At 68.4% G+C, this 20,951-nt stretch carries 16 protein-coding genes; 9 read left to right on the top strand and 7 right to left on the bottom strand.

Annotated features, from left to right (window positions below):
- Window positions 1–13: 13 nt before the first annotated feature.
- Together C4F17_RS19240 and C4F17_RS19235 are read right to left on the bottom strand one after the other, a co-directional pair.
- Window positions 14–1,504 carry a DUF4178 domain-containing protein gene (locus C4F17_RS19240; RefSeq protein ID WP_106936309.1) on the bottom strand — a complete coding sequence of 497 codons (1,491 nt, stop codon included), beginning with the start codon at window positions 1,502–1,504 and terminating at the stop codon, window positions 14–16.
- 124 nt (window positions 1,505–1,628) lie between these two features.
- Window positions 1,629–2,678, bottom strand: coding sequence for an SPFH domain-containing protein (locus C4F17_RS19235; protein WP_081268227.1), 1,050 nt, complete (start codon window positions 2,676–2,678; stop codon window positions 1,629–1,631).
- Window positions 2,679–2,858: 180 nt separating this feature from the next.
- Between C4F17_RS19235 and C4F17_RS19230 the strand changes: the two genes are divergently transcribed.
- The 4 genes from C4F17_RS19230 to C4F17_RS33450 all read left to right on the top strand — a co-directional run bounded on the left by C4F17_RS19230 (window position 2,859) and on the right by C4F17_RS33450 (window position 6,505).
- Window positions 2,859–5,207, top strand: coding sequence for an NADP-dependent malic enzyme (locus C4F17_RS19230; RefSeq protein WP_106936308.1), 2,349 nt, complete (start codon window positions 2,859–2,861; stop codon window positions 5,205–5,207).
- A 181-nt stretch (window positions 5,208–5,388) separates the two neighbouring features.
- Window positions 5,389–5,802: a ribonuclease domain-containing protein gene (locus tag C4F17_RS19225; protein ID WP_081268225.1), complete on the top strand. Its 414-nt coding sequence runs from the start codon at window positions 5,389–5,391 to the stop codon at window positions 5,800–5,802.
- A 50-nt stretch (window positions 5,803–5,852) separates the two neighbouring features.
- Window positions 5,853–6,278 (top strand): barstar family protein, encoded by a 426-nt coding sequence (locus C4F17_RS19220; RefSeq protein ID WP_086011111.1) that lies wholly within the window; start codon window positions 5,853–5,855, stop codon window positions 6,276–6,278.
- A 77-nt stretch (window positions 6,279–6,355) separates the two neighbouring features.
- Window positions 6,356–6,505, top strand: a complete 150-nt coding sequence (locus C4F17_RS33450; protein WP_155742519.1) for a hypothetical protein — start codon at window positions 6,356–6,358, stop codon at window positions 6,503–6,505.
- A gap of 58 nt (window positions 6,506–6,563) precedes the next feature.
- On the opposite strand, the gene rsmA is transcribed toward C4F17_RS33450, so the two are convergent.
- From rsmA to C4F17_RS19205, 3 genes are read right to left on the bottom strand one after another with little or no spacing between them, the layout of a single operon-like run.
- Window positions 6,564–7,328: a 16S rRNA (adenine(1518)-N(6)/adenine(1519)-N(6))-dimethyltransferase RsmA gene (gene rsmA / locus C4F17_RS19215; RefSeq protein WP_106936307.1), complete on the bottom strand. Its 765-nt coding sequence runs from the start codon at window positions 7,326–7,328 to the stop codon at window positions 6,564–6,566.
- A 4-nt stretch (window positions 7,329–7,332) separates the two neighbouring features.
- The gene (locus tag C4F17_RS19210; RefSeq protein ID WP_106936306.1) at window positions 7,333–8,733 is read right to left on the bottom strand and encodes a peptidylprolyl isomerase; all 1,401 of its coding nucleotides are present in this window, start codon (window positions 8,731–8,733) and stop codon (window positions 7,333–7,335) included.
- 20 nt (window positions 8,734–8,753) lie between these two features.
- Entirely contained in the window at window positions 8,754–11,348 is a 2,595-nt protein-coding gene (locus C4F17_RS19205; RefSeq protein WP_106936305.1) for an LPS-assembly protein LptD, read from the bottom strand.
- A gap of 237 nt (window positions 11,349–11,585) precedes the next feature.
- On the opposite strand from C4F17_RS19205, the gene C4F17_RS19200 reads away from it, so the two are divergent.
- The 5 genes from C4F17_RS19200 to C4F17_RS19180 all read left to right on the top strand — a co-directional run bounded on the left by C4F17_RS19200 (window position 11,586) and on the right by C4F17_RS19180 (window position 18,611).
- A complete protein-coding gene (locus C4F17_RS19200) occupies window positions 11,586–12,764 on the top strand; it encodes an aminoglycoside phosphotransferase family protein (RefSeq protein ID WP_106936304.1) in 1,179 nt (392 codons plus the stop codon).
- A gap of 69 nt (window positions 12,765–12,833) precedes the next feature.
- A complete protein-coding gene (locus C4F17_RS19195; protein ID WP_106936303.1) occupies window positions 12,834–13,571 on the top strand; it encodes a 16S rRNA (uracil(1498)-N(3))-methyltransferase in 738 nt (245 codons plus the stop codon).
- An 83-nt stretch (window positions 13,572–13,654) separates the two neighbouring features.
- A complete protein-coding gene (locus tag C4F17_RS19190) occupies window positions 13,655–15,010 on the top strand; it encodes a M20/M25/M40 family metallo-hydrolase (protein ID WP_106936302.1) in 1,356 nt (451 codons plus the stop codon).
- 102 nt (window positions 15,011–15,112) lie between these two features.
- Complete coding sequence (locus C4F17_RS19185) at window positions 15,113–15,574, top strand: YidB family protein (RefSeq protein WP_081268219.1); 462 nt, start codon at window positions 15,113–15,115, stop codon at window positions 15,572–15,574.
- Between the two features lie 190 nt (window positions 15,575–15,764).
- Window positions 15,765–18,611, top strand: coding sequence for a DUF4132 domain-containing protein (locus C4F17_RS19180; protein ID WP_234382204.1), 2,847 nt, complete (start codon window positions 15,765–15,767; stop codon window positions 18,609–18,611).
- Here C4F17_RS19180 and C4F17_RS19175 read toward each other — a convergent pair.
- Together C4F17_RS19175 and C4F17_RS19170 are read right to left on the bottom strand one after the other, a co-directional pair.
- Window positions 18,583–19,440 carry an alpha/beta hydrolase gene (locus C4F17_RS19175; protein ID WP_106936300.1) on the bottom strand — a complete coding sequence of 286 codons (858 nt, stop codon included), beginning with the start codon at window positions 19,438–19,440 and terminating at the stop codon, window positions 18,583–18,585. The two genes, C4F17_RS19180 and C4F17_RS19175, sit on opposite strands and share 29 nt — an antisense overlap.
- Entirely contained in the window at window positions 19,437–20,948 is a 1,512-nt protein-coding gene (locus C4F17_RS19170) for a M20 family metallopeptidase (RefSeq protein WP_106936299.1), read from the bottom strand. The genes C4F17_RS19175 and C4F17_RS19170 overlap by 4 nt, the downstream gene beginning before the upstream one ends.
- Window positions 20,949–20,951: the final 3 nt, after the last annotated feature.

The raw sequence follows: 20,951 nt of genomic DNA, 5'->3' as shown, positions 1-20,951 counted from the left end.
CGCATCTTCCTCGTCATTTGTGCCCGCCGCCACTCGAGTAGCCGCCGTAGGAGCCGCCCGAGCTGCGGTAGCCGCTCGAAGAGCCGCCACTGCTGCTGCAGGTGCTCAGGATGATCAGCAGGATGATGATCACGACGATGATGATGATGATCGTGCCGCAGCCCATCTTCGACGCCGCCGCGCTCACGGGCAGCGCGTCGGCGCGCTTGAACATGTCCTTCTTGGCGTCGAGCTTGAAGGCGGTGGCCACCACGCCGCTGTCGAGCTTGATGCCCGAAGACCAGGTGAGCTCGTTGGCCGAGCGCTCCATCGAGAGCAGCGCGGGGCCGCTGGCGAAGTCGCGGTTGAAGGTCTTCTGGCCGCGCTCGACCTGCCAGTAGAACTCGCCCGCCACATAGGTGGTCTCGGCGTTGTAGGCGTACTGCTGCTGGTAGCGCTTGTTGAGGTAGGTGGCGGTGCTGCCGTTCTCGGCCATCACCGGGGCGCCGGTGGTCGGCTTGACCATGCTCCAGCCGTCTTCCGCGTCGACCAGGAAGCTGAAGCCGCGCTTCTTGTTGTAGAGCAGGTACTCGTCCCAGCCGAACTGCTCGTCGTCGCCGGGCTCGGTGCCCATGCGGTGCTGGAAGCCGACCACCTGCCACTGCGCACCCTGCAGCTGGCCCATGCTGCCGAGCGCGATGAGCGGGCGCACGGGCTCGTCCTGCGTCGCATGCTTGAGCTCGCCGCCGATGCCCTGCGTCAGGTCGATGATGCTGTTGCACGAACGGCAGGTGATGCTCTTGCTGTCCGCCAGGTTGACGGTGACGGGCGAGCCGCAGTTGGGACAGTTGAAGCTGCGGCCTTTCTCGTCCTTGGCCGATTCCTCGCGCAGGCCGGTGAGCTGCAGGTCGTCGAGCTGAACCGAGCGGCCGAGGTAGGCGCTGGGCGTGGCGGTGCCGTAGTCGATGCTGAGCACCAGCCCCTTGTCGTTGCGCAGCTCGACCATCGCGAAGGAGCGGCCGAGTTCGGGCAGGTGCGGCAGCTCGCCCTGCGCGGAAGTCAGCGCCACCTGCTCGTTCGAGGTGACGGTGTAGCTCTGGCCGGCGAAGGCGGTGGTCGCGCCCACGCGCAGCTCGTTCCAGGGCGGCGCGGCGCGCTGCAGGTCGAAGGGCAGCGCGAAGACGTAGGCGCCGTTGTCCTCGCTGAGCACGCCGGTGCGGTCGCCGTCGAGCGTGGCGATCCATTCGGTCCAGCGCCCGCCCGGGTAGGTGTATTGCAGCCGGCCGATCAGCGTGAACGGCTTGTCCTGGATGCGACCGGCGGCAAACAGCTGCAGCGGGCTGAAGTCGTCGAACAGCTCGGCCATCTTGCCGGTGCGCGCGAGCGTGTCGCCCTGGCGCACGACCGTGCTCTGGCAGTACGGGCAGACCGCATGCGTCGATTGCGCCGAGCGGAATTCGACCGGCGCGCCGCAGCCGGGGCAGGGCGCGCGGTAGTAGCGTTGGTTGCCGGTTTCCTCAGCCATGAAGCGATGCTGAAGACACGGCGAACGAGGCGGGAGATACCGCGGAACCGGCTATGCCGGGCCGCAGGTATCGCCCCCTGCAAGGGGGAAGGAGTAGCGACACGAAGTGCGCGAAGCCTGCGGGTTAGACCAGCTTCTTGAGCAACTCGGCCTTCTTGGCGTCGAACTCTTCCTGCGTGAGGATGCCCTTGGTCTTGAGTTCGCCGAGCTTCTCGAGCGTGGTCATCACGTCGGTGGGGCTCACCACGGCCACGGCAGGCTGCTGCTGGGTCGCCGCGGCCTGGGCGGCCGCGTTGGGGCTCAGGCCCTGCGCGAGGTTCTGCGCCAGCACCTGGCCGAGCGCCACGCCGGCGCCCAGGCCCATCGCGTCGCCGGCAATGCCGCCGCCGTTGGCCGCGCCCTCGGCGAACTTGGGGATGGCCTGCGCCGTCTGGTACTGCATGAACTTGCCCATGTCGTTGCCGACCATGCCCATGCCGATCTTCTGGTCGAGGATCTTCTGCAGCTCTTCGGGCAGCGAGACGTTCTGGACCGTGATGTTCTCGAGCTTGATGCCGATCTTCTCGAATTCGGGCACCAGTTGCGCGGCCAGCGCCTGCGCGAACTGGATCTGGTTGGCCGCCAGGTCGAGGAAGGGCACGCCGCTGGAAGCGATGGCGTTGCTGATGTTCTGCAGCACCAGCCCGCGCAGCTGGCCGTCGAGGTCGGCCACGCTGTAGATGTCGCGCGTGCCGGAGATCTCGGTGTGGAACAGCTTGGCGTCGCCGATGCGGAAGCTGTAGTTGCCGAAGGCCCGCAGGCGCACGGCGCCGAAGTCCTTGTCGCGGATGGTGATCGGCTGGGGCGTGCCCCACTTCTGGTCGACCTGCTGGCGGGTGCTGAAGAAGTAGACGTCGCTCTTGAAGGGGGATTCGAAGAGCTTGTCCCAGTTCTTCAGGTACGTGAGCACGGGCAGCGTCTGCGTCGTGAGCTTGTACATGCCGGGGCCGAACACGTCGGCCACCTTGCCTTCGTTGACGAAAACCGCCACCTGGGATTCGCGAACGGTGAGCGATGCGCCGTTCTGGATTTCCATCTCCGCCATCGGGAAGCGCCAGGCCAGCGTGCCGTCGCCGGTCTCGGTCCACTGGATGATGTCGATGAACTGTTTCTTGATGAAATCCATCAGGGCCATGGTCGCTCCTCTTCAGGTGTTTTCAGGTTTTTGTACGAACTGTGCATATTGCCACACCGATTTGACCGCGCAGCCGTGTCTTTGGTCATGGGCCGCACAGGCCATCCGGCGTAGGGCGCCAATGACGCGAGGTCTACAATCGGCGCCCCCAGAAGAAGCGCCACCAGGAGCTACAGGCACATGTCCGATTCGACCCCTTCGACCTCATCGACTCCCACGCCCGAAGACAAACGCGCCGAGTTGCGCCGTGCCGCCCTCGAGTACCACGAGTTTCCCGTCCCCGGCAAGATCGCCATCGCGGCGACCAAGCAGATGGTCAACCAGCGCGACCTGTCGCTGGCCTACTCGCCCGGCGTGGCCGCCCCCTGCGAGGAAATCGTCAAGGACCCGGCCAACGCCTTCAAGTACACCTCCCGTGGCAACCTCGTGGCCGTCATCAGCAACGGCACCGCCGTGCTGGGCCTGGGCGACATCGGCCCGCTGGCGTCCAAGCCGGTGATGGAAGGCAAGGGCGTTCTCTTCAAGAAATTCGCGGGCGTCGACGTGTTCGACATCGAAATCGACGAGAAGGACCCGGCCAAGCTGGTGGACATCATCGCGTCGCTGGAGCCGACCTTCGGCGCCATCAACCTGGAAGACATCAAGGCACCGGACTGCTTCTACGTGGAGCGCGAGCTGCGCAAGCGCATGAAGATCCCGGTCTTCCACGACGACCAGCACGGCACGGCCATCACGGTGGCGGCGGCCATGGTCAACGGCCTGAAAGTGGCGGGCAAGAACATCGCCGACGTGAAGCTGGTGACCTCGGGCGCGGGCGCCGCGGCGCTGGCCTGCCTGAACCTGCTGCTCAAGGTCGGCCTGAAGCGCGAGAACGTGTTCGTGACCGACCTGGCCGGCGTGGTCTATGAAGGCCGTACCGAGCTGATGGACGACGACAAGCGCCAATACATGCAGAAGACCGACGCGCGCAAGCTGTCGGAGGTCATTGCCGGCGCCGACGTGTTCCTGGGCCTGTCGGCCGGCGGCGTGCTGAAGCCCGAAATGGTGGCCAAGATGGCCGCCAAGCCGGTGATCTTCGCGCTGGCGAACCCGAACCCCGAGATCTCGCCCGAAGACGCCCATGCGGTGCGCGACGACGTGATCATGGCCACCGGCCGCACCGACTACCCGAACCAGGTCAACAACGTCCTGTGCTTCCCGTACATCTTCCGCGGCGCGCTCGACTCGGGCGCGACCACGATCACCGACGAGATGGAAATCGCCGCGGTGCACGCCATTGCGGACCTGGCGCAGGCCGAGCAGAGCGAGCGCGTTGCTGCCGCCTACGTCGGTGAAAAGCTGTCGTTCGGCCCCGAATACCTGATTCCGAAGCCCTTCGACCCGCGCCTGATGATGAAGATCGCGCCGGCCGTGGCCAAGGCGGCGGAGGAAAGCGGCGTGGCCACGCGTCCCATCAAGGACATGGACGCCTACCGCGACAAGCTGCAGAGCTTCGTCTATGCCTCGGGCACCACGATGAAGCCGATCTTCGAAACGGCCCGCCGTGCCGCCAAGAAGCGCGTGGCCTACTGCGAAGGCGAGGAAGAGCGCGTGCTGCGCGCCGCGCAGATCGTGGTCGACGAAGGCATCGCCCGCCCGACGCTGATCGGCCGCCCGGCCATCATCGCCCAGCGCATCGAGAAATTCGGCCTGCGGCTGAAGGAAGAGCTGGACTACGACATCGTCAACGTCGAGCAGGACCACCGCTACCGCGACTTCTGGCAGACCTACCACCGCATGACCGAGCGCAAGGGCCAGACGGTGCAGACCGCCAAGATCGAGATGCGCCGCCGCCTCACGCTGATCGGCGCGATGCTGCTGCACAAGGACGAGGTCGACGGCATGATCTGCGGCACCTGGGGCACCACGCTGATCCACCTGCACTACATCGACCAGGTGATCGGCAAGCGCCCCGGCGGCTGCCAGAGCACCCCGCAGGACGTGCCGGTGTACGCCTGCATGAACGGCCTGCTGCTGCCCGACCGCCAGGTGTTCCTGGTCGACACGCACGTCAACTACGACCCCTCGCCCGAGGAACTGGCCGAGATCACGACGATGGCGGCCGAGGAAATGATGCGCTTCGGCCTGAAGCCGAAGGCGGCGCTGCTGTCGCACTCCAATTTCGGCACCAGCAACGAGCCCAGCGCCATCAAGATGCGCAAGACGCTCGAACTGCTGCGCGTGCAGGCCCCCTGGCTCGAGGTGGACGGCGAAATGCACGGCGACGTGGCGCTGGACAGCAAGCAGCGCGCGGTCGTCATGCCGCACAGCGCGCTGGCGGGAGACGCCAACCTGTTGGTTTTCCCAAACATCGACGCAGCGAATATTTCGTACAACCTGCTCAAGACGGCGGCGGGCGGCAACATCGCGATCGGGCCGGTTCTGCTCGGCGCGGCCAAACCTGTGCACATTCTCACGGCCAGCGCGACCGTTCGCCGCATCGTGAACATGACAGCCTTGACAGTGGCTGACGCAAACGCCGAAAGATAGGCTGTTTGGCGAGAGTGGCCGCCAACTTAAAACGCCATTCGATGCCCCCGCGACTGCTCAAACTTTGGGCAGTCGCTTGCTATTTTCGCCAGCGTGGTGCACACTCGCGGGCTTGAATTTGCGGGTTAACCCCGAGGTTGATCGCCAATTCGAACCCCCCGCTCTTTTCTTGTGGTGCCCCATGGCGGCTTACGCCTCGATCACGTCCTCTGTCACAAAGTTTGCGCTCACCAGCCTGTTGCTGGCGGCGTTGACGACGGGGGCCGAGGCCCGAGGTTGGTTCGGCGCAGGAAAAACGCCCGCCGAGGAAACGATTGCACTGTCCGAATTGCCGGTGCAAGGACAGCAGACCTATCAGGCAATCCTCAGCGGCGGCCCGTTTCGTTATGAGAAGGACGGCGTTGTATTTGGCAACCGCGAACGCCTCCTGCCAGCGGCACGCCGCGGCCACTACCGCGAGTACACGGTGCAGACGCCCGGCGCGCGCAACCGTGGTGCACGGCGGATCGTCTGTGGCGGCGAGCAGCGCACGGCGCCCGAAGCCTGCTGGTACACGGCGGACCACTATGCGAGTTTCAGACGGATTGCACCATGAGCGATGAAAACGACCTGAGCGGCGCACCAAAGCGCCCCGAAGAAATGATGATGACTATGGAAAGACCAGCGGAGATGACCTTATCCCTTCGTGCCGTACGCCCGAACATCGTGCAATCGATCCGCGCGTTCCGCGTGAACGACCTGCAGGACGCTGCCAACGCAGCCGGCCAGCACTTCTTGTATGCGAACCTGGGCAACGCCCAGACCAAGCAGGACGTGCTCGACCTGATCGCACAGCAGTTCACGTTCCCGGCCCACTTCGGGAAGAACTTCGACGCGCTGTACGACTGCATGACCGACCCGTTGCATAAATCGGGCCCGCAGCCAGGTTTCGTCATCGTGCTGGAGCAGATCCCGGCCAACGCCAAGTTCGACAAGGAAGCGCGCGAGCAGCTGCTCGACATCTTCCGCGACGCCTCGGACTACTGGGGCGACCGCAAGGTCCCGTTCCGCTGCTTCTATTCTTTTCTGTAGCCCGTTCTGCATCCACCAGCCAAGCAGAACGGGCGAACGAGGCTCAGCCGAACGCTGAAACCCTCGATGGCATCGACGTGAACAACACCTCCGCAACCGCAGCGGCCGCCGCCAGCACCGAGCCGGCCGGCGAAAAAATGCCGACCGACAAACTGGTCGACGTTTCGCCGCTTGCCCTGCGCATGAGCAGCCCCTTCAATGCGGGTTACTGGCTCGCCGCCGCCTGAACACAAGCGACGGACAGCGCATCAGCCCAATTGAAAAAGCCCGCTCAGCGGGCTTTTTTCATGGGGCGACGGCCTGGGCCAGGGCGACGTATTCGTCGACGGGCACTTCCTCGGCCCGCCGCTGGACATCGAACTCGCCCTCGAAGCCGTGTTCCTGCAGCCACTTGCCCAGCGTATGGCGCAGCAGCTTGCGGCGCTGGCTGAAGGCCACCTGCACGATCTCGCCCAGCCGCGCGGCATCGACCGCCGGCGGCGTGGCCAGCGGCGCCATCCGCACCACGGCGCTGTCCACGCGCGGCGGCGGATCGAAGCTCTCGGGCGGCACGAACAGCACGTCTTCCATCTTGTAGCGCCACTGCAGCATCACGCTCAGGCGGCTGTAGTCCGATGTGGCGGGCTTCGCCACCATGCGGTCGATCACTTCCTTCTGCAGCATGAAATGCTGGTCGGCCACCAGGTGGGCATAGCCCAGAAGGTGAAAAAGGATGGGCGTGGAGATGTTGTAGGGCAGGTTGCCCACCACGCGCAGCGGCTTGCCGGGAAACCGTTCGGCCAGCGCCGCGAAGTCGACCTTCAGCACATCGGACTCGATCACCTCGAGCTGGGCGTGCTCGCGCAGCCGCCTGGCGAGGTCGCGGTCGAGCTCGATCACCGTCAGGCGGCCCAGCCGCTCGACCAGCGGCTGCGTCAGCGCGGCAAGCCCCGGTCCGATCTCGACCATGGCATCGCCGGGCTGCGGCGCGATCTCGCGCACGATCGCATCGATGATTCCCCCGTCGGACAGGAAATGCTGTCCGAACCGCTTCCTGGCGATATGTGCCATCAGATCAGGACTGCGGCGGATCGCGGTATTCGACGTAGGCGCGGGCGCGCACTTCCTGCACCCAGGTGGAGAATGCTTCCTCGACACGCTTTTCGCGCAGCGCGGCGCGCGCGGCTTCGCGCTGCTCGGACTGACTGAGCTTGGCGTCGCGGCGGCCTTCCACCTGGATCAGGTGCACGCCGAAGCGCGACACCACCGGATCGCTGATCTCGCCCGGCGCGAGGCGGTCCATGGCTTCCTCGAACTCGGGCACGAACTGCCCGGGGCGCGACCAGCCGAGCTCGCCGCCGTCCTTGGCGCTGGCGTCCTGCGAGTTGTCGCGGGCCAGCCCGGCGAAGTCGGCCGTGCCGGCCTGCACCCGGCGCTTGAATTCGGCCAGCTGCGCGACCGCCTGCGCCGTGGTGCGCTTGGGATCGTTGAGCAGCAGGATGTGGCGCACCTGCGTCTGGGTCACGGTCGCGTCGCCCGAGCCGATCTGGGCCTTGGCGAGCACCTTGAGCACATGGAAGCCGGCGCTCGAGCGCACCGGCCCGGCAATGCCGTTCACCGCCGTCGATTGCGTGGCGTCGACGAACAGCGGCGGATAGCGGTCGGCGCTGCGCATGCCGATGGCGCCGCCGTTGGCGCGGTCGGGCGCGTCGGAGTTCTCGCGCACCAGTTTGGCGAAGTCTTCGCCGGCGCGGGCGCGCTGGGCGATGTCCTGCGCCTTCTTCTGGGCCGCGGCCACCTGGGCGTCGGTGGCGTTCTCGGGCACGGCGACGAGCACCTGCGCGAGGTTCAGGTTCTGCAGCGCCGCGTTCTTGACGGCCTGGTTGCGCTGGTCGATCAGGTATTCGTCGGCCTCGGCATCGCTGATCTTGACCTTCGACTCGACCTCGCGGTCGCGCAGCCGCGTGAGCAGCAGCTGGTCGCGCAGGTCGCGGCGGAACTCCGCCTGCGTGAGGCCTTCGGCGATCACGCGGCGGCGCAGCTCGGTCAGGCTGATTTCGTTCTGGCGCGCGACCGTCTGCTCGGCCTGGTCGATCGCCACGTCGTCGACCTTGATGCCGTTTTCCTTGGCCAGCTGCAGCTGGGCGCGCTCGGAAATCAGGCGCTCGAGCACGAGCCGCGTGAGTTCGTTGCGCGGCACGCGCTCGGCGTCCGGGTTTTCCTTGATGAGGCGGTCCACCCGCGTCAGCACCTCGGTGTTGGTGATCGGCTCCGAGTTGACCAGCGCGACGATGAATTCGGCGGACCGCTGCACCGGCGCGGTGTTGGCGGGCGCCGCGGGGCGGGCCGCCGGCGGGCCCAGGCGCGGGCCGGCGCGCATGATGTCCGTGATGCCGGAGTGGAAGCCTTGCGCGCCCGCCGCTGCGGCCATTGCTGCAAGGCAGCCCAGTGTGATGATGGAACGGAAGTGTTTCATGGCGTGCTCAGTCAGTCGTCTCAGTCGTAGTTGGTGAAGCGGCTGGGCGCTTCGCCAGGTTGGCGCAAGGGTTCATAGCGCTGGATGTTCTGCCGCAGCGCCTGCATCGGGCTGGAGCCGATGCTGGAGAAGCCGATGAATTCGAGCTGGAACATGATGCGGGTGTTCGCCGTCACCAGGCCGGTCGTGGTGCGCTGGAGCACCACGCGGCCGATCCAGCAGCAGCCGTCGTACTCGAAGCCGAGCACGCCGTCGGTGATCTTCTTGCCGTCCAGGTCGTAGTTGAGGCGGCCGACCGCATACCAGCGTCCGCCGCCCTGGCCCTTGCCGGGGCCCAGGTTCTTGCCCTTGTCGCCCCACAGGTCGTTGATCGGCCACTGCCAGCCCACGTCGAACGACTTGCTGCCGTCGGTTGCGGTGGGCGTGCTCGGCGCCTGGTAGCGGAAGGCGGCACTGAGGTTGTGATACGGCTCGGGGTTGTAGCGGGCGCTGATGGCGGAGCGCTCGGACTTGCGCGTGTCGGGGTTGTACTGGACGAGGGTGTCCACGCTCCACTTCGGCGTCCAGTTGATCTGGCCGCCGACGAGCAGGTCGCTCGCGCGGTCGGTCACCGGCGTGCCGCCGGGCAGCACGACGTTCTGGTTGCTGAAGCGCAGGCGCTGCGCGATGCCGAAGCGCGCCGCCTCGACGCCGGTGGACGGATCGATCAGGCGCGAGGTCACGCCGAGCGTGAGCGCATTCGTGTCCGAGACCCGGTCGCCGCCGGAGAACGCGTTCTCGGTGTAGATGGTCGCGAAGCTGAAGTCGTTGGCTGCCGAATCGTAGTTCGGCAGCATGTTCTGGTTGCGGTACGGCGTGTAGACGTAGTAGGCGCGCGGCTCCAGCGTCTGGCGGAAGGCGCGGCCGAAGTAGCTGGCGTCGCGCTCGAAGATCAGGCCGCTGTCGAGGCTGAAGGTCGGCACCGTCCGGGTGCTGGAGGTCGGGTAGAAATACAGCGAGTTCGGGTTGTAGGGGATGCCGCCCACGTACTGCGTGCCGTTGACGGTGAGCTTGGGAATGTCCGTCTGCGGCAGGTAGTAGTTGTAGGTGGCCGCGTTCAGCATCAGCTTCGGAATGACGAAGGAGCTCGGCGTGATGAAGGGCCGGCTGATCGAGGCGACGGCCATGGCACGGTCGCCATCGGGCTGCGACTGCTGGTTGGCGTCGTAGCCCGGCTGGCCGTTCAGGATCGTGTTGACCCGGAAGTGCGTGTAGTCGAGGTTGAGCGATACGTCGAAGCCGTGCCAGTCGTACTTGTTGTAGTTGGCGGTGATCTGCGGCATCCGGTCGTAGGCCGGCGTGATCGGCGACAGGTTGTACTGCAGGTTCTGGTACTGCAGCGCGCGGATGCCGCCGCTCCAGTCGCCCTTGGCCCAGTTGAGCGAGGCGTCGTTGGGCAACTGGCGCTGCGCAAGCGACGGCGTGCGCGTGAAGTCGCGCCAGTAGTCGTTGTCGCTCACGCGGTTGATGCTGATGTTGGCCGACAGCGAATCCAGGCCGAGCGCCTTGGCGTCGAAGTCCTGGTGGTGGGTGGCCCAGAGGCCCCAGCGCCGGGTGCTGCCCGGACCGTTGCCGAGCGCCAGGTTCTGCGGCTGGATCTGCCCGCTGATGAGCTGCTGCAGCTGGCTGCTGCGCAGTTCGTTGTAGCGCTGGCCCACCAGCCGGTCGCTGCCCATGAAGTCGAGGCGGACGGTGCCCTTGTAGTCCTTCTCGAGGTAGCGGAATTCGTTGCTGAAATCGACGCCGCGCTTGCTCATGATCGTCGACGTGATCGTCGCGTCGCGGTTGGGCGCGATGTTCCAGTAGTACGGCTGCGAGATCTCGATGCCGTTGGTGTTGTCGATGCCGACGGTTGGCGGCAGCAGGCCGCTCTTGCGCTCGCTGGACAGCGGAAAGCTCACGCTGGGAATGGGCGGCGTGGTGATGCCCATGAAGCTCAGGCGCGCGTTCTTGGCGACGCCCTCGTTCTCCTCGGTGTCGGTGGTCAGCGTGGTCGCGGTCAGCAGCCAGGCCGGCATCCAGCCGGGGAAGTCTTCGCGGCGGCAGGTGGTGTAGGTGGCCTGGCGGGCCACCGACACGTTGGCGTCGACGAAGTCGATGCGCTGCGCCTCGCCGTGCGCCTCGTTCGCGAGGAACTGGTAGCGCACGTTGTTGAAGAAGCCCTCGAAGGTCTCGAGCTTGAGCTGCAGCTCGGGCCCTTCGTAGACGTTGCCGCCCTGGTTGACCCGCACGTTGCCGGTGGCCTTGGCCAGGTCGTTAGGCTGGTAGTACTCGAGGCGGTCGGCGGTGATGCCGAGCGCGCCGCGGCGCAGCGTGGCGTTGCCCTCGACCACGGTTTCCAGGTCGGGGCGGCCGGAAATGCGGTCGCCGGTGACCAGGCTGGGCAGCTGGCCGCGCTCGTTGGGGGGAATGGTTTCCGTCAGCAGCGGCGTGCGCTTGAGCGTGAGCGGCCCGTCCAGGCTGGGGGCCTGCTGGGCGGAAGCGCCCTGCGCCTGGAACAGCGCCAGGGACAGCACGGCCAGCGGCAGCGGCGGGCTGGCGCGCCGCGGGCGAGGCAGCGTGGTGCGTCGGCGCATCACGCCTCCCGCCCGGCCGTTCCGAGGAAAGCCCGCGACTCTCCGGCGGAGGGCAGCGAGCGCACAAGGTGCCAAGCGTGAGGGCGTTGGGTCGTAGGCATCGGTTCGGAACGAAGGATCGTCGGGGGAGACGGCGCGGCAGGCCGGCGGGTTGCAGGTGCCGGCGGCAACCCGCTTCGGCCGGAAGCCGGCCAAGCGTGGTTGCCGCGCCAGGCGGATTTGTAGAATCGATTATCCATGACAGCACCCCCGACCCCGGCCCCATTGGCCCCAAGTCCCGCCGAGCCCATTCCCTGGACGGATCCGAAACGGGCCGAAGTGTTCCAGGGCTGGCTGCACGGCATCGCCTCCGCCCAGCGCCTGTTGCCGGACACGGTCCGGCTGGCCTCGGTGGACGCGAGTTTCCGGCGCTACTTCCGCATCGACACCACCGATCCGGCCGCGCCCACGCGCATCGTGATGGACGCACCGCCGGACAAGGAAAACAGCGACCCCTTCGTGCAGGTGGCGAAGCTGATGGCCGAGGCCGGCGTGCTCGCCCCCACGGTGCTCGAATGGGACCGGCCCCACGGCTTCCTGCTGCTCGACGACCTGGGCCGCCAGACCATGCTGGACGTGCTCGACCCCGCCCGCCCCGACGCAAGCCGCCCGCTCTACGACGAGGCGATCGACGCGCTCATCCGCTGGCAGCTGGCCTCGAAACCCGGCGTGCTGCCGCCCTATGACCGGGCGCTGCTGGAGCGCGAACTCGCCCTGTTCCCCGAGTGGTACATCGGCCGCCACCGCGGCATCGCCGTCGAGGGCAAGCTCAAGGAGCGCCTGGAGCGCAGCTTCAAGCTGATCGTCGACAGCAACCTCGCGTCGCCCAGCGTCTATGTGCACCGCGACTTCATGCCGCGCAACCTCATGGTGAATGTGGCCCCCACGCTCGGCACTGGCGTGTCCTCGCTGCCCCCCGAGGGGGCGCTCGCCGCCTTGGGGCGGCCCGGCGGCGGCTCGGGACCCAGGCTCGGCGTGCTCGACTTCCAGGATGCGGTCTACGGCCCCATCACCTACGACATCGCCAGCCTGATGCGCGACGCCTTCCTCAGCTGGGACGAGGAGTTCGTGCTCGACATCACCATCCGCTACTGGGTCGCCGCGCGCAAGGCCGGCCTGCCGGTCGACGAAGACTTCGGCGCCTTCTATCGGGCCGTCGAATGGATGGGGCTGCAGCGCCATTTGAAGGTGGCCGGCATCTTCGCGCGCATCACGCTGCGCGACGGCAAGCCCCGCTACCTGGCGGACACGCCGCGCTTCATCGCCTACATCCGCGCCACCGCCGGCCGCTACATGGAACTGACGCCGCTGGTGCGGGTGATCGACGAAATCGAGGGCACTTCGGCCATCACCGGCTTCGCCTACGGCCGTGTCTGAAGGAAAACTGAAAAAGCACCATCCTGTGACGCCCGCGCAACGGCCGTTCGCAGCTATCGATTCCATAGCATGCCGCGTTTTTACTGTTCCGTGCCGCTGAGCGCCGGCACCAGCCTGGCGCTGCCGCCGGGCGCCGCGCGCCATGTGCAGGTGCTGCGGATGCAGCCCGGCGACGCGCTCACGCTGTTCGACGGTGCGGGCGGCGAATACGCGGCCACCGTCGAGCGCATGGGCCGCAGCGACGTCGCGGTGACGGTCGGCGCCCACCAGCCGGTGGAGCGGGAAGCATCGCGCGCTGTGCACCTCGCGGTCGGCATGCCGGCCAACGAGCGCATGGACTGGCTGGTCGAGAAGGCCACCGAACTGGGCGTGTCGAGCATCCAGCCGCTGGCCACCGCCCACGGCGTGCTGCGCCTGTCGGGCGAGCGCGCCGAGAAGAAGCGCGCGCACTGGGAGGCGATCGCCGTCGCCGCCTGCGAGCAGTGCGGCCGCAACCGGGTGCCTGTGATCCATCCGGTGCAGGCGTTCTCAGCCTGGATCGGCGCGCAACGGCAGCCGGACGCCGATGCCGCCGAGCGCCTCGTGCTGAGCCTCGCCGACGGCACTCGCGGGATCGCCTCGGTTCCGGCCGGCGGCGGCCGGGGCGTCCTGGTGCTCAGCGGCCCCGAAGGCGGCCTGAGCGGCGCCGAGGAACAGGAAGCCATCGCCCGGGGCTTCGCGCCCATCACCCTCGGTTCGCGCGTGCTGCGCGCCGAGACGGCGGCGCTCGCCGCATTGGTGTCGCTCGCCGGACTTTCATCCGATTGAGGCGGTGTTTTCCGCGAGGCGAACGCCGAGCACTTTGGGAACAATCGTTACTTCTTTAAGACAAAAGAAGGATTTTTGCTTCCATGCCCCGCCCGTCCCGCGCGCTGCGTCCCGTTTTTCTAGCGCTTGCCGCCCTCTGTGCGGCGCAGGGCGCCCTGGCCCAAAATCCGCCCGCCGTGCAGGCGCAGGTGGTGGTCGGCCCCGAGGTCGACAAAGCCTATGCCCAGCTGATGGCCTCGCCCCGCATCCAGAAGCTGATGGATGCGGTGAAGGCCGACCACGAGCGCTCGATCGATGACCTGAAGGCGCTCACCGAAATCGAGGCCCCGCCCTTCAAGGAGCACAAGCGCGCCGAAGCCTTCCTCGCCCGCATGAAGGCGCTGGGCCTGCCGCACGCGAAGATCGATGCCGAGGGCAACGTGGTCGGCCTGCGCAAGGGCACGGGCAACGGGCCGGTGCTGCTGGTCTCGGCCCACCTCGACACCGTGTTCCCCGCCGGCACCGACGTGAAGGTGAAGGAGCACGAAGGCCGGCTCCACGCCCCCGGCATCGCGGACGACACGCGCGGCCTGGCCGTGCTGCTGTCGTGGCTCAAGGTGCTGAACGACAACAGGATCCAGACCGTTGGCGACCTGATGTTCGTCGCCAACGTCGGCGAGGAAGAACTGGGCAACCTGCGCGGCATGAAGGCGATCTTCCGCGACCACCTCGACATCGACGGCATGGTGGGGCTGGAGCCCTCTGCGCCGGGCAGCGTGCTGATATTGGGCACCGCGAGCCACCGCTGGGAGGTCACGTTCCAGGGCCCGGGCGGCCACAGCTTCGGCGCGTTCGGCCAGGTGCCGAGCGCCATCCACGGCATGGGCCGCGCCATCGCAAAGATCGCCGACGTGCGCACGCCGAGCTTTCCCAAGACCACGTTCACGGTCGGCACGGTGGGCGGCGGCACCTCGGTGAACACCATCGCGCCCGATGCGCGCATGGCCATCGACATCCGCTCCGACGACATGGCCTCGCTGCTGGAGACCGAGAAGAAGATCCTCGCGGCCGTCGACGAAGCCGTGGCGGAGGAAAACAAGCGCTGGAACGTGAGCACGCTGAGCGCGAGCGTCAAGCTCATCGGCGATCGCCCCGGCGGCCGCACGCCGCCCGACTCGGTCATCGTCGAGGCCGCGGTGCGCTCGAACGCGGCCTTCGGCCACAGGACGCCGCTGCGCGGCGGCAGCACCGACGCCAACGTGCCGATCTCGCTGGGCATCCCGGCCATCATCATCGGCGGGGGCGGCAAGGCGTCGGGATTCCATTCGCTGAGCGAGTCCATTGACATGACGGATGCATGGAAAGGGGCGCAGAATTCGCTCGCCACCGTGCTGGGGCTGGTGGGCGTTCAGGGGGTCAGCCCCGCGCTGCTGCCCAAACGGGCGGTGCGTACCAAGTAATTTGTCACGCTGCCAGTTCGAAAGTGAAAGTGCAGCTTCCAGCTCAGGGTCCGCGGCATTTAACAATGCTCACCGGTTCTGTCACACAACAAGGAAACGGCCATGGGATTGCTCGATTCGGTACTCGGTCAAGTGCTGGGGGGCGCTGCGCAGCAGCAGCCGCAACAAGGCGGCGGCCTCGGAGGGCTGGGCGATCTCGGCGGACTTGCCGGTGCACTGGGCGGCCTGCTCGCCAACAACGGAGCGCAGGGCGGCATTGGCGGGCTGGTCTCGAAATTCGAGCAGGCTGGCCTCGGCAACGTCATCGGCTCCTGGATCGGCAAGGGAGAGAACCAGCCTGTGACGGGCGACCAGCTGCAGAACGCGCTGGGCAGCGACACCATCGCGAACATCGCTTCCAGGCTGGGCATCAATGCGCAAACGCTGCTGCCGATGCTCGCGACCATGCTGCCGGCCCTGATCGACCAGCTCACGCCGCACGGCAAGGTGCCGGAGCAGGGGCTCGGCAACCATGAAGACCTGCTGGGCTCGCTCAGCGGCCTGTTGCAAGGCAAGCAGTCCTGAAAGAGAGACTGCCGTCTCCGGACTCGGCGCCCGCAAGGGCGCTTTTTTTCGCCCTTTTTCCGCTCCAGCGCCCTTGGCCGACAATGCCGCTCGCATCAATTCGAGGTAAGACGGCATGGCGGGCGGTGGCAAATCGAAGGTAGAGGGTTGGCAAGCGCGGCCCGATGGCACCGTCCGGTGGTCCAAGAGCATGCGCGAGGCCCTTGCGCAGTTCAACGACCGGCCCTGCGGCCATTGCGGCGGCCTGCTGTCCGACGAGCGCAGCCTGGCCGACAGCCTCGACTTCTTCCGCCGCCACCGTTCCAGCTTCTATCCGCCGCGCGCGGCCCGGCTGCGCATGCTGGAGATGCACGGCGCAGGCGCGGCCGAGCTGTTCTTCGAGCCGTCTCCGCACAAGGAAGAAGTGGCCGACCTGCTGGCCATCCAGGACGAGGCCGTGGTCCGCTTCTTCGTGGCGCAGGTCAAGCAGATCGACTGCAAGAACGCGCTCGTCAAGCAGGCGGCGCGCTGGCCGCTGTTCGTGCTGCGCGAGCTGCTGTCGGCGAACCCCGCGCGCCACCAGGCCGGTGCCGCGCTGATCCTGGAACTGCTGGCCGCCAACCCCGACTGGCAAGCCCCGCTCGAAGCCGCCTGCGACGAAAGCCAGCGCGACACGCTCGCGCGCCTGCAGGAAGACGGCTCCGGCGGCGTGGCCGAAGCGCCGCCGGCTGCCTGGCCCGCGCTGCTCAAGCGCCCGCCCTGGAAGAACCGGCAGGCGCTGCCCGTCATTCCCGTCCTGGCGCTGCAGCCCCTGCCGCCGGCCGCGTCGCTGCACTGGCAACACCTGCAGCCGCCGCAATACCTGCAGGCCACGGGCGACGTGTCCGACTGGCTGGCGCGCGAGGTCCGCGTCTCACGCGAGCGCGCCGACGAATGGGCCGGCGAGTTCACCCGCCACCAGCCCGACGCGCCGGCACATGTGCGCGACGGCGGCAACGCGCACAAGGCCCTGTGGATGCTGGGCCTGCGCCCCGAGCTGATCGACGGCGTAGTGAACGGCAGGGAGGTCGCGCCGGAAGACTTCGGCCCCCTGCCCGACGCCCGCTGGGGCGCCGCCGAATACCTCTGGCTGCTGCCGCAGCCGCTGGCCGTCGCGGTGTTCACGCACGGACCCGCGCCCACCCACTACATGGACGACGTCTCGCGCGTGCGGCCCATCCTGCATGCGTTCGGCGCCGCCGCGCTGCCGGGGCTGCAGCGCGTGCTCAAGCAGGGCTCGCGCGCGATGTTCGAGCTGGCCGCCGTCATCGAATGGGACCCGCTCGCGGGCTGGATCGCCAGGGGCTTCCACACCAACCGCTGGGTCCGCCAGGAGGCGGGCGAGTGGCTGGCCCGCTACCCGGATGCGGCCGCGCGCGGCCTCGTGCCCATCGCGCTGGGCGAGCCCGGCGCCGCGCATGAAGCCGCGCAGGCCGCGCTGCGCTGGCTGCACGGTGCCGGCCACGCCGACGCGGTGCGTGGCCAGGCCGCCGCCTACGGCCCCGAGGCCGCCGACGCCGTGGCGCAGCTGCTGGCCATCGCCCCCGAAGACCTGCTGCCCGACAGCCTGCCCGTGCTGCCGAAGACCCTGCCGCTGGCGGCGCTGCCCCGGCTGATCCTCCGGCAGGGCGGCCAGGCGCTGCCGCAGGCCGCCGTCCCCGACGTGCTGATGGCGATGTTGCTCGGCAAGCCCGACATGCCCTATCCGGGACTGGCCGGCCTGCTGGAGGCGCTCACGCCCGACTCGCTCGCACGCTTCGGCCGTGCGCTGCTGGCCTGGTGGATCGGCAACGGCCGGCCCGCCAGGGAGCGCTGGATGTTCGCGCTGCAGGGCCGCCTGGGCGACGGCGAGACCGCGCGCCAGCTCTACGGCCTGCTGCGCCAGTGGCGTGCCGCGCTCGACCGCGTGCGCGCCTACGACGCGATGGCGATGCTCGGCGAGATCGGCAGCGACGCCGCCCTGATGCACCTGGCCGAACTGTCGCGCCAGACCCGCCATGACGACCTGCGCACCCGCGCCGACCGCATGCTGGGCGAGGTGGCCGAGCAGCGCGGCCTGAGCCTCGACCAGCTGGCCGACCGCACCGTGCCCGACCTGGGCCTGGACAGCCGCGCGCGGCTCACGCTCGACTTCGGCCCGCGCAGCTTCGAGATACGCATGGACCACGACTTCGAGCCGGTGGTGCACAACCGCGCCGGCAAGATGCTCAAGACCCTGCCCAAGCCCGGCGCGAACGACGACGCGGGCAAGGCCCAGGCCGCGGCCAATCAGCTGAAAGACCTGCGCAAGCTCGCCAAGGCGGTGGCCGCCGCGCAGCTGCGGCGCCTCGAAGCCGCCATGTGCGCGCGGCGCCGATGGGCGCCCGCCGAATTCCTGCCCTTCTTCGCCAACCACCCGGTGCTGCGCGTCTTCAGCCGGTCGCTGGTGTGGGGCCTGTTCGATGCGTCGAACCGGCTGGCCGGCACCTTCCGCGTCGGCGCCGAGGGCGAGCTGAGCGATCTGCACGGCGCTCCGGTCATGCTCGCCGACAACGCACGCATCGGCATCCCGCATCCGCTGGAGATCGCGGGGCTCGACCCGGCGCTGGCCGCCGCCTGGGCCGGCGTGCTGGCCGGCCACGGCATTGCGCAGCCCTTCGAGCAACTGGCGCGCCAGACCTTCGCGCGCGACGAATCGCTGCGCGCGCGCCGCGACATCCCGCACTGGGCCGGCCGCCAGGTGTCGAACGGTGCGCTGCTGGGCCTGGAACAGCGCGGCTGGATGCGCGAGGTGGGCGAAGGCGGCATGGTCGGCAGCTTCGGCAAGCCCGTGCCCGGCGGGCGCCGCATCCGACTGCGGCTGGCCGTCGGCTGGTTCGTGCAGGACAGCCCCGACGGCGCCGAGCTGCAGACCGTGCAGTCCGTGGCGCTCGACGGCGCCGACGGCAGCATGCTGGGCGACTTGTCGCCGGTCGATTTCAGCGAGGTCGAGCGCGACCTGCAGCGTGCCGTCAGGCCCGCGGCGGAAAGCGCTGGTTGAGCCAGCGCTGCAGGGCAGCGAAGACCGGCTCGGCTTCGATCTCGTTGAAGATCTCGTGGTACAGCGTGTCGAAGCAATGCGCCTCGACCTTGCCGCCCGCCGCGGCCGCGGCGAAGGCCCGGCTGGCCGACGGCCTCACGAGGCGGTCGTCGCCCGCGTAGAGCAGCAACGTGGGCACGGGCCAGTTGGCGGCGCGCTGCTGCACCGTCGCGCCCTCGTACACCAGGAAGCGCGCGAGCCGGCTGCCGATGCGGTCGTGCGTGAGCGGATCGTCGCGGTAGGCCTGCACCACAGCCGTGTCGTGCGAGAGATAGTTGTCGTCCAGGCCGTTGCCCACGCGCAGGTTCGGCGCAATGCGCGGCAGCACCGCGAGCAGTGCCTTCTGGAAGCCGCTCAGGCCGGGGTCGAGCCCCGGCGATGACAGCACCAGCCCGTCGACCGGCCGCACCCCGCGCGCCACCAGGCTCGCCGTGACCAGCCCGCCCAGGCTGTGCCCCAGCAGCACCAGCGGCAGCCCGGGGTTCAGTCGGCGCGCATCGTCGACCACCAGCGCGAGGTCGTCGACCAGCCGCAGTTCGCTCGGCAGGCCGCCGCGCGCACCGGTCGATTCGCCGTGCCCGTGGTGGTCGTGCGCCCACACCGCGAAGCCCCATTCGTGCAGGCATTCCGCCAGCGCGTGGTAGCGGCCCGCATGCTCGCCGAGCCCGTGGACCACGACGATCACGGCGCGCGCCGGCCCGGGCGCCGGCAGGCGGCGCAGGGCGAGCGTCTCGCCGTCCGGCGTGGACAGCGACACGCGCTGCGGCAGAGGCAGCGCGGGGTCGTTCAAGCCGCCACCGGCTCCGATGCGGCGGCGCGGTGCGCAGCCGGCAGCGCCGCGATCACCTCGGCCACGGCGGCCGTGAGCTTCTTCGCGTACGGCACGTGCAGGAACTCGTTCGGGCCGTGCGCGTTGCTCTTGGGGCCGAGCACGCCGCAGACCATCATCTGCGCCTTCGGGAAGCCGGCGCTGAGCATGTTCATCAGCGGAATGGTGCCGCCCTGGCCGATGTAGCCGCACGACGCGCCGAAGTGCGCGCGCGAGGCCTTGTTGAGCGCATCCTCGAACCACGGCGTGATGGTCGGTGCGTTCCAGCCGGTGGCGCCGCCGCCGCTCTCGAAGGTCACGCGGGCCTGGTAGGGCGCGTTGTCCTCGAGCAGCGCCTTGAGCGTCTGCACCGTCTCGGCCGCATCCACCAGCGGCGGCAGGCGCAGCGAGAGCTTGAAGGCGGTGTAGGGGCGCAGCACGTTGCCCGCGTCCTTCAGCGCCGGAAAGCCTTCGGCGCCGGTGACCGACAGCGTGGGCTTCCAGGTGCGGTTGAGCAGGGCCTCGACCGGGTCGGTGGTGGTGGGCAGCGCGAACATGGTCGAGCCGCCGCAGTCGTAGTGCGCCCACGGGAAGCGCTTGTAGACCTCGTCGCCCAGGATGGCGGCGGTGGCCTTGGCCTGCGCCAGCCGGTCGGGCGGCACTTCGCAGTGGAAGCTCGCGGGCAGCAGGCGGCCGGTGGCGCTGTCCTCGAGGCGGTCGAGCACCTGCCGCATGATGCGGAAGCTCGAGGGCACGAGGCCCGAGGCATCGCCCGAGTGGATGCCTTCGGTCAGCACCTCGACCTTGAGCGTGCCGCTGGCCATGCCGCGCAGCGAGGTGGTGAGCCAGAGCTGGTCGTAGTTGCCGGCGCCCGAATCGAGGCAGATCACCAGTTCGACGTTGCCCAGGCGCGGACGCAGCGCGTCGACGTAGGGCAGCAGGTCGTAGGAGCCGCTTTCCTCGCAGGTCTCGATCAGGCCGACGATGCGCGGATGCGCCGCGCCCTGGGCCTTGAGCGCCTGCAGCGCGGCGATGCTGGCGTACACCGCATAGCCGTCGTCGGCGCCGCCGCGGCCGTAGAGCAGGCCGTTCTCGTACTTGGGCGTCCAGGGGCCGAGGTCGTTGCGCCAGCCGGTGAACTCGGGCTGCTTGTCGAGGTGGCCGTACATGAGCACGGTCTCGTCCATGTCGGTGCCCGTGGCAGGGACTTCGAAGAACAGCACCGGGGTGCGGCCCTCGAGCCGCACGATCTCCAGCTTCAGGCCCTCGACCTTCTGCGCCTCGACCCAGGCGGCCGCGTTGCGCAGCACGGTTTCGAGGTAGCCGTTGGCCGACCAGTCCTTGTCGAAGCCGGGCGACTTGGCGGGGATGGCGATGTAGTCGGTGAGTTGGCGGACGATGTCGCCGTCCCATCGGGCGGTGACGTCGGACAGGGCACGTTCGGCGTCGAGCGTGCCGGCGGGCATTTCGCGGTGCAGGGGGGCGTTCATCGG

Origin of the sequence: Variovorax sp. PMC12 (assembly GCF_003019815.1) — a bacterium.
Taxonomy (GTDB): domain Bacteria; phylum Pseudomonadota; class Gammaproteobacteria; order Burkholderiales; family Burkholderiaceae_C; genus Variovorax.
Note: the sequence above shows the minus strand (reverse complement) of the source record. Positions and strands in the feature narration are given on the sequence as shown.

What these genes read in the sequence shown, in the direction of transcription:
- C4F17_RS19195 (WP_106936303.1), top strand. Translation starts at nt 12,834, where the DNA reads ATGCCGCGTTTTTACTGTTCCGTGCCGCTGAGCGCCGGCACCAGCCTG.
- C4F17_RS19205 (WP_106936305.1), bottom strand. Translation starts at nt 11,348, where the DNA reads ATGCGCCGACGCACCACGCTGCCTCGCCCGCGGCGCGCCAGCCCGCCG.
- C4F17_RS19185 (WP_081268219.1), top strand. Translation starts at nt 15,113, where the DNA reads ATGGGATTGCTCGATTCGGTACTCGGTCAAGTGCTGGGGGGCGCTGCG.
- C4F17_RS19235 (WP_081268227.1), bottom strand. Translation starts at nt 2,678, where the DNA reads ATGGCCCTGATGGATTTCATCAAGAAACAGTTCATCGACATCATCCAG.
- C4F17_RS19210 (WP_106936306.1), bottom strand. Translation starts at nt 8,733, where the DNA reads ATGAAACACTTCCGTTCCATCATCACACTGGGCTGCCTTGCAGCAATG.
- rsmA (WP_106936307.1), bottom strand. Translation starts at nt 7,328, where the DNA reads ATGGCACATATCGCCAGGAAGCGGTTCGGACAGCATTTCCTGTCCGAC.
- C4F17_RS19200 (WP_106936304.1), top strand. Translation starts at nt 11,586, where the DNA reads ATGACAGCACCCCCGACCCCGGCCCCATTGGCCCCAAGTCCCGCCGAG.
- C4F17_RS19230 (WP_106936308.1), top strand. Translation starts at nt 2,859, where the DNA reads ATGTCCGATTCGACCCCTTCGACCTCATCGACTCCCACGCCCGAAGAC.
- C4F17_RS19220 (WP_086011111.1), top strand. Translation starts at nt 5,853, where the DNA reads ATGACTATGGAAAGACCAGCGGAGATGACCTTATCCCTTCGTGCCGTA.
- C4F17_RS19170 (WP_106936299.1), bottom strand. Translation starts at nt 20,948, where the DNA reads ATGAACGCCCCCCTGCACCGCGAAATGCCCGCCGGCACGCTCGACGCC.
- C4F17_RS19225 (WP_081268225.1), top strand. Translation starts at nt 5,389, where the DNA reads ATGGCGGCTTACGCCTCGATCACGTCCTCTGTCACAAAGTTTGCGCTC.
- C4F17_RS19240 (WP_106936309.1), bottom strand. Translation starts at nt 1,504, where the DNA reads ATGGCTGAGGAAACCGGCAACCAACGCTACTACCGCGCGCCCTGCCCC.
- C4F17_RS19190 (WP_106936302.1), top strand. Translation starts at nt 13,655, where the DNA reads ATGCCCCGCCCGTCCCGCGCGCTGCGTCCCGTTTTTCTAGCGCTTGCC.
- C4F17_RS19180 (WP_234382204.1), top strand. Translation starts at nt 15,765, where the DNA reads ATGCGCGAGGCCCTTGCGCAGTTCAACGACCGGCCCTGCGGCCATTGC.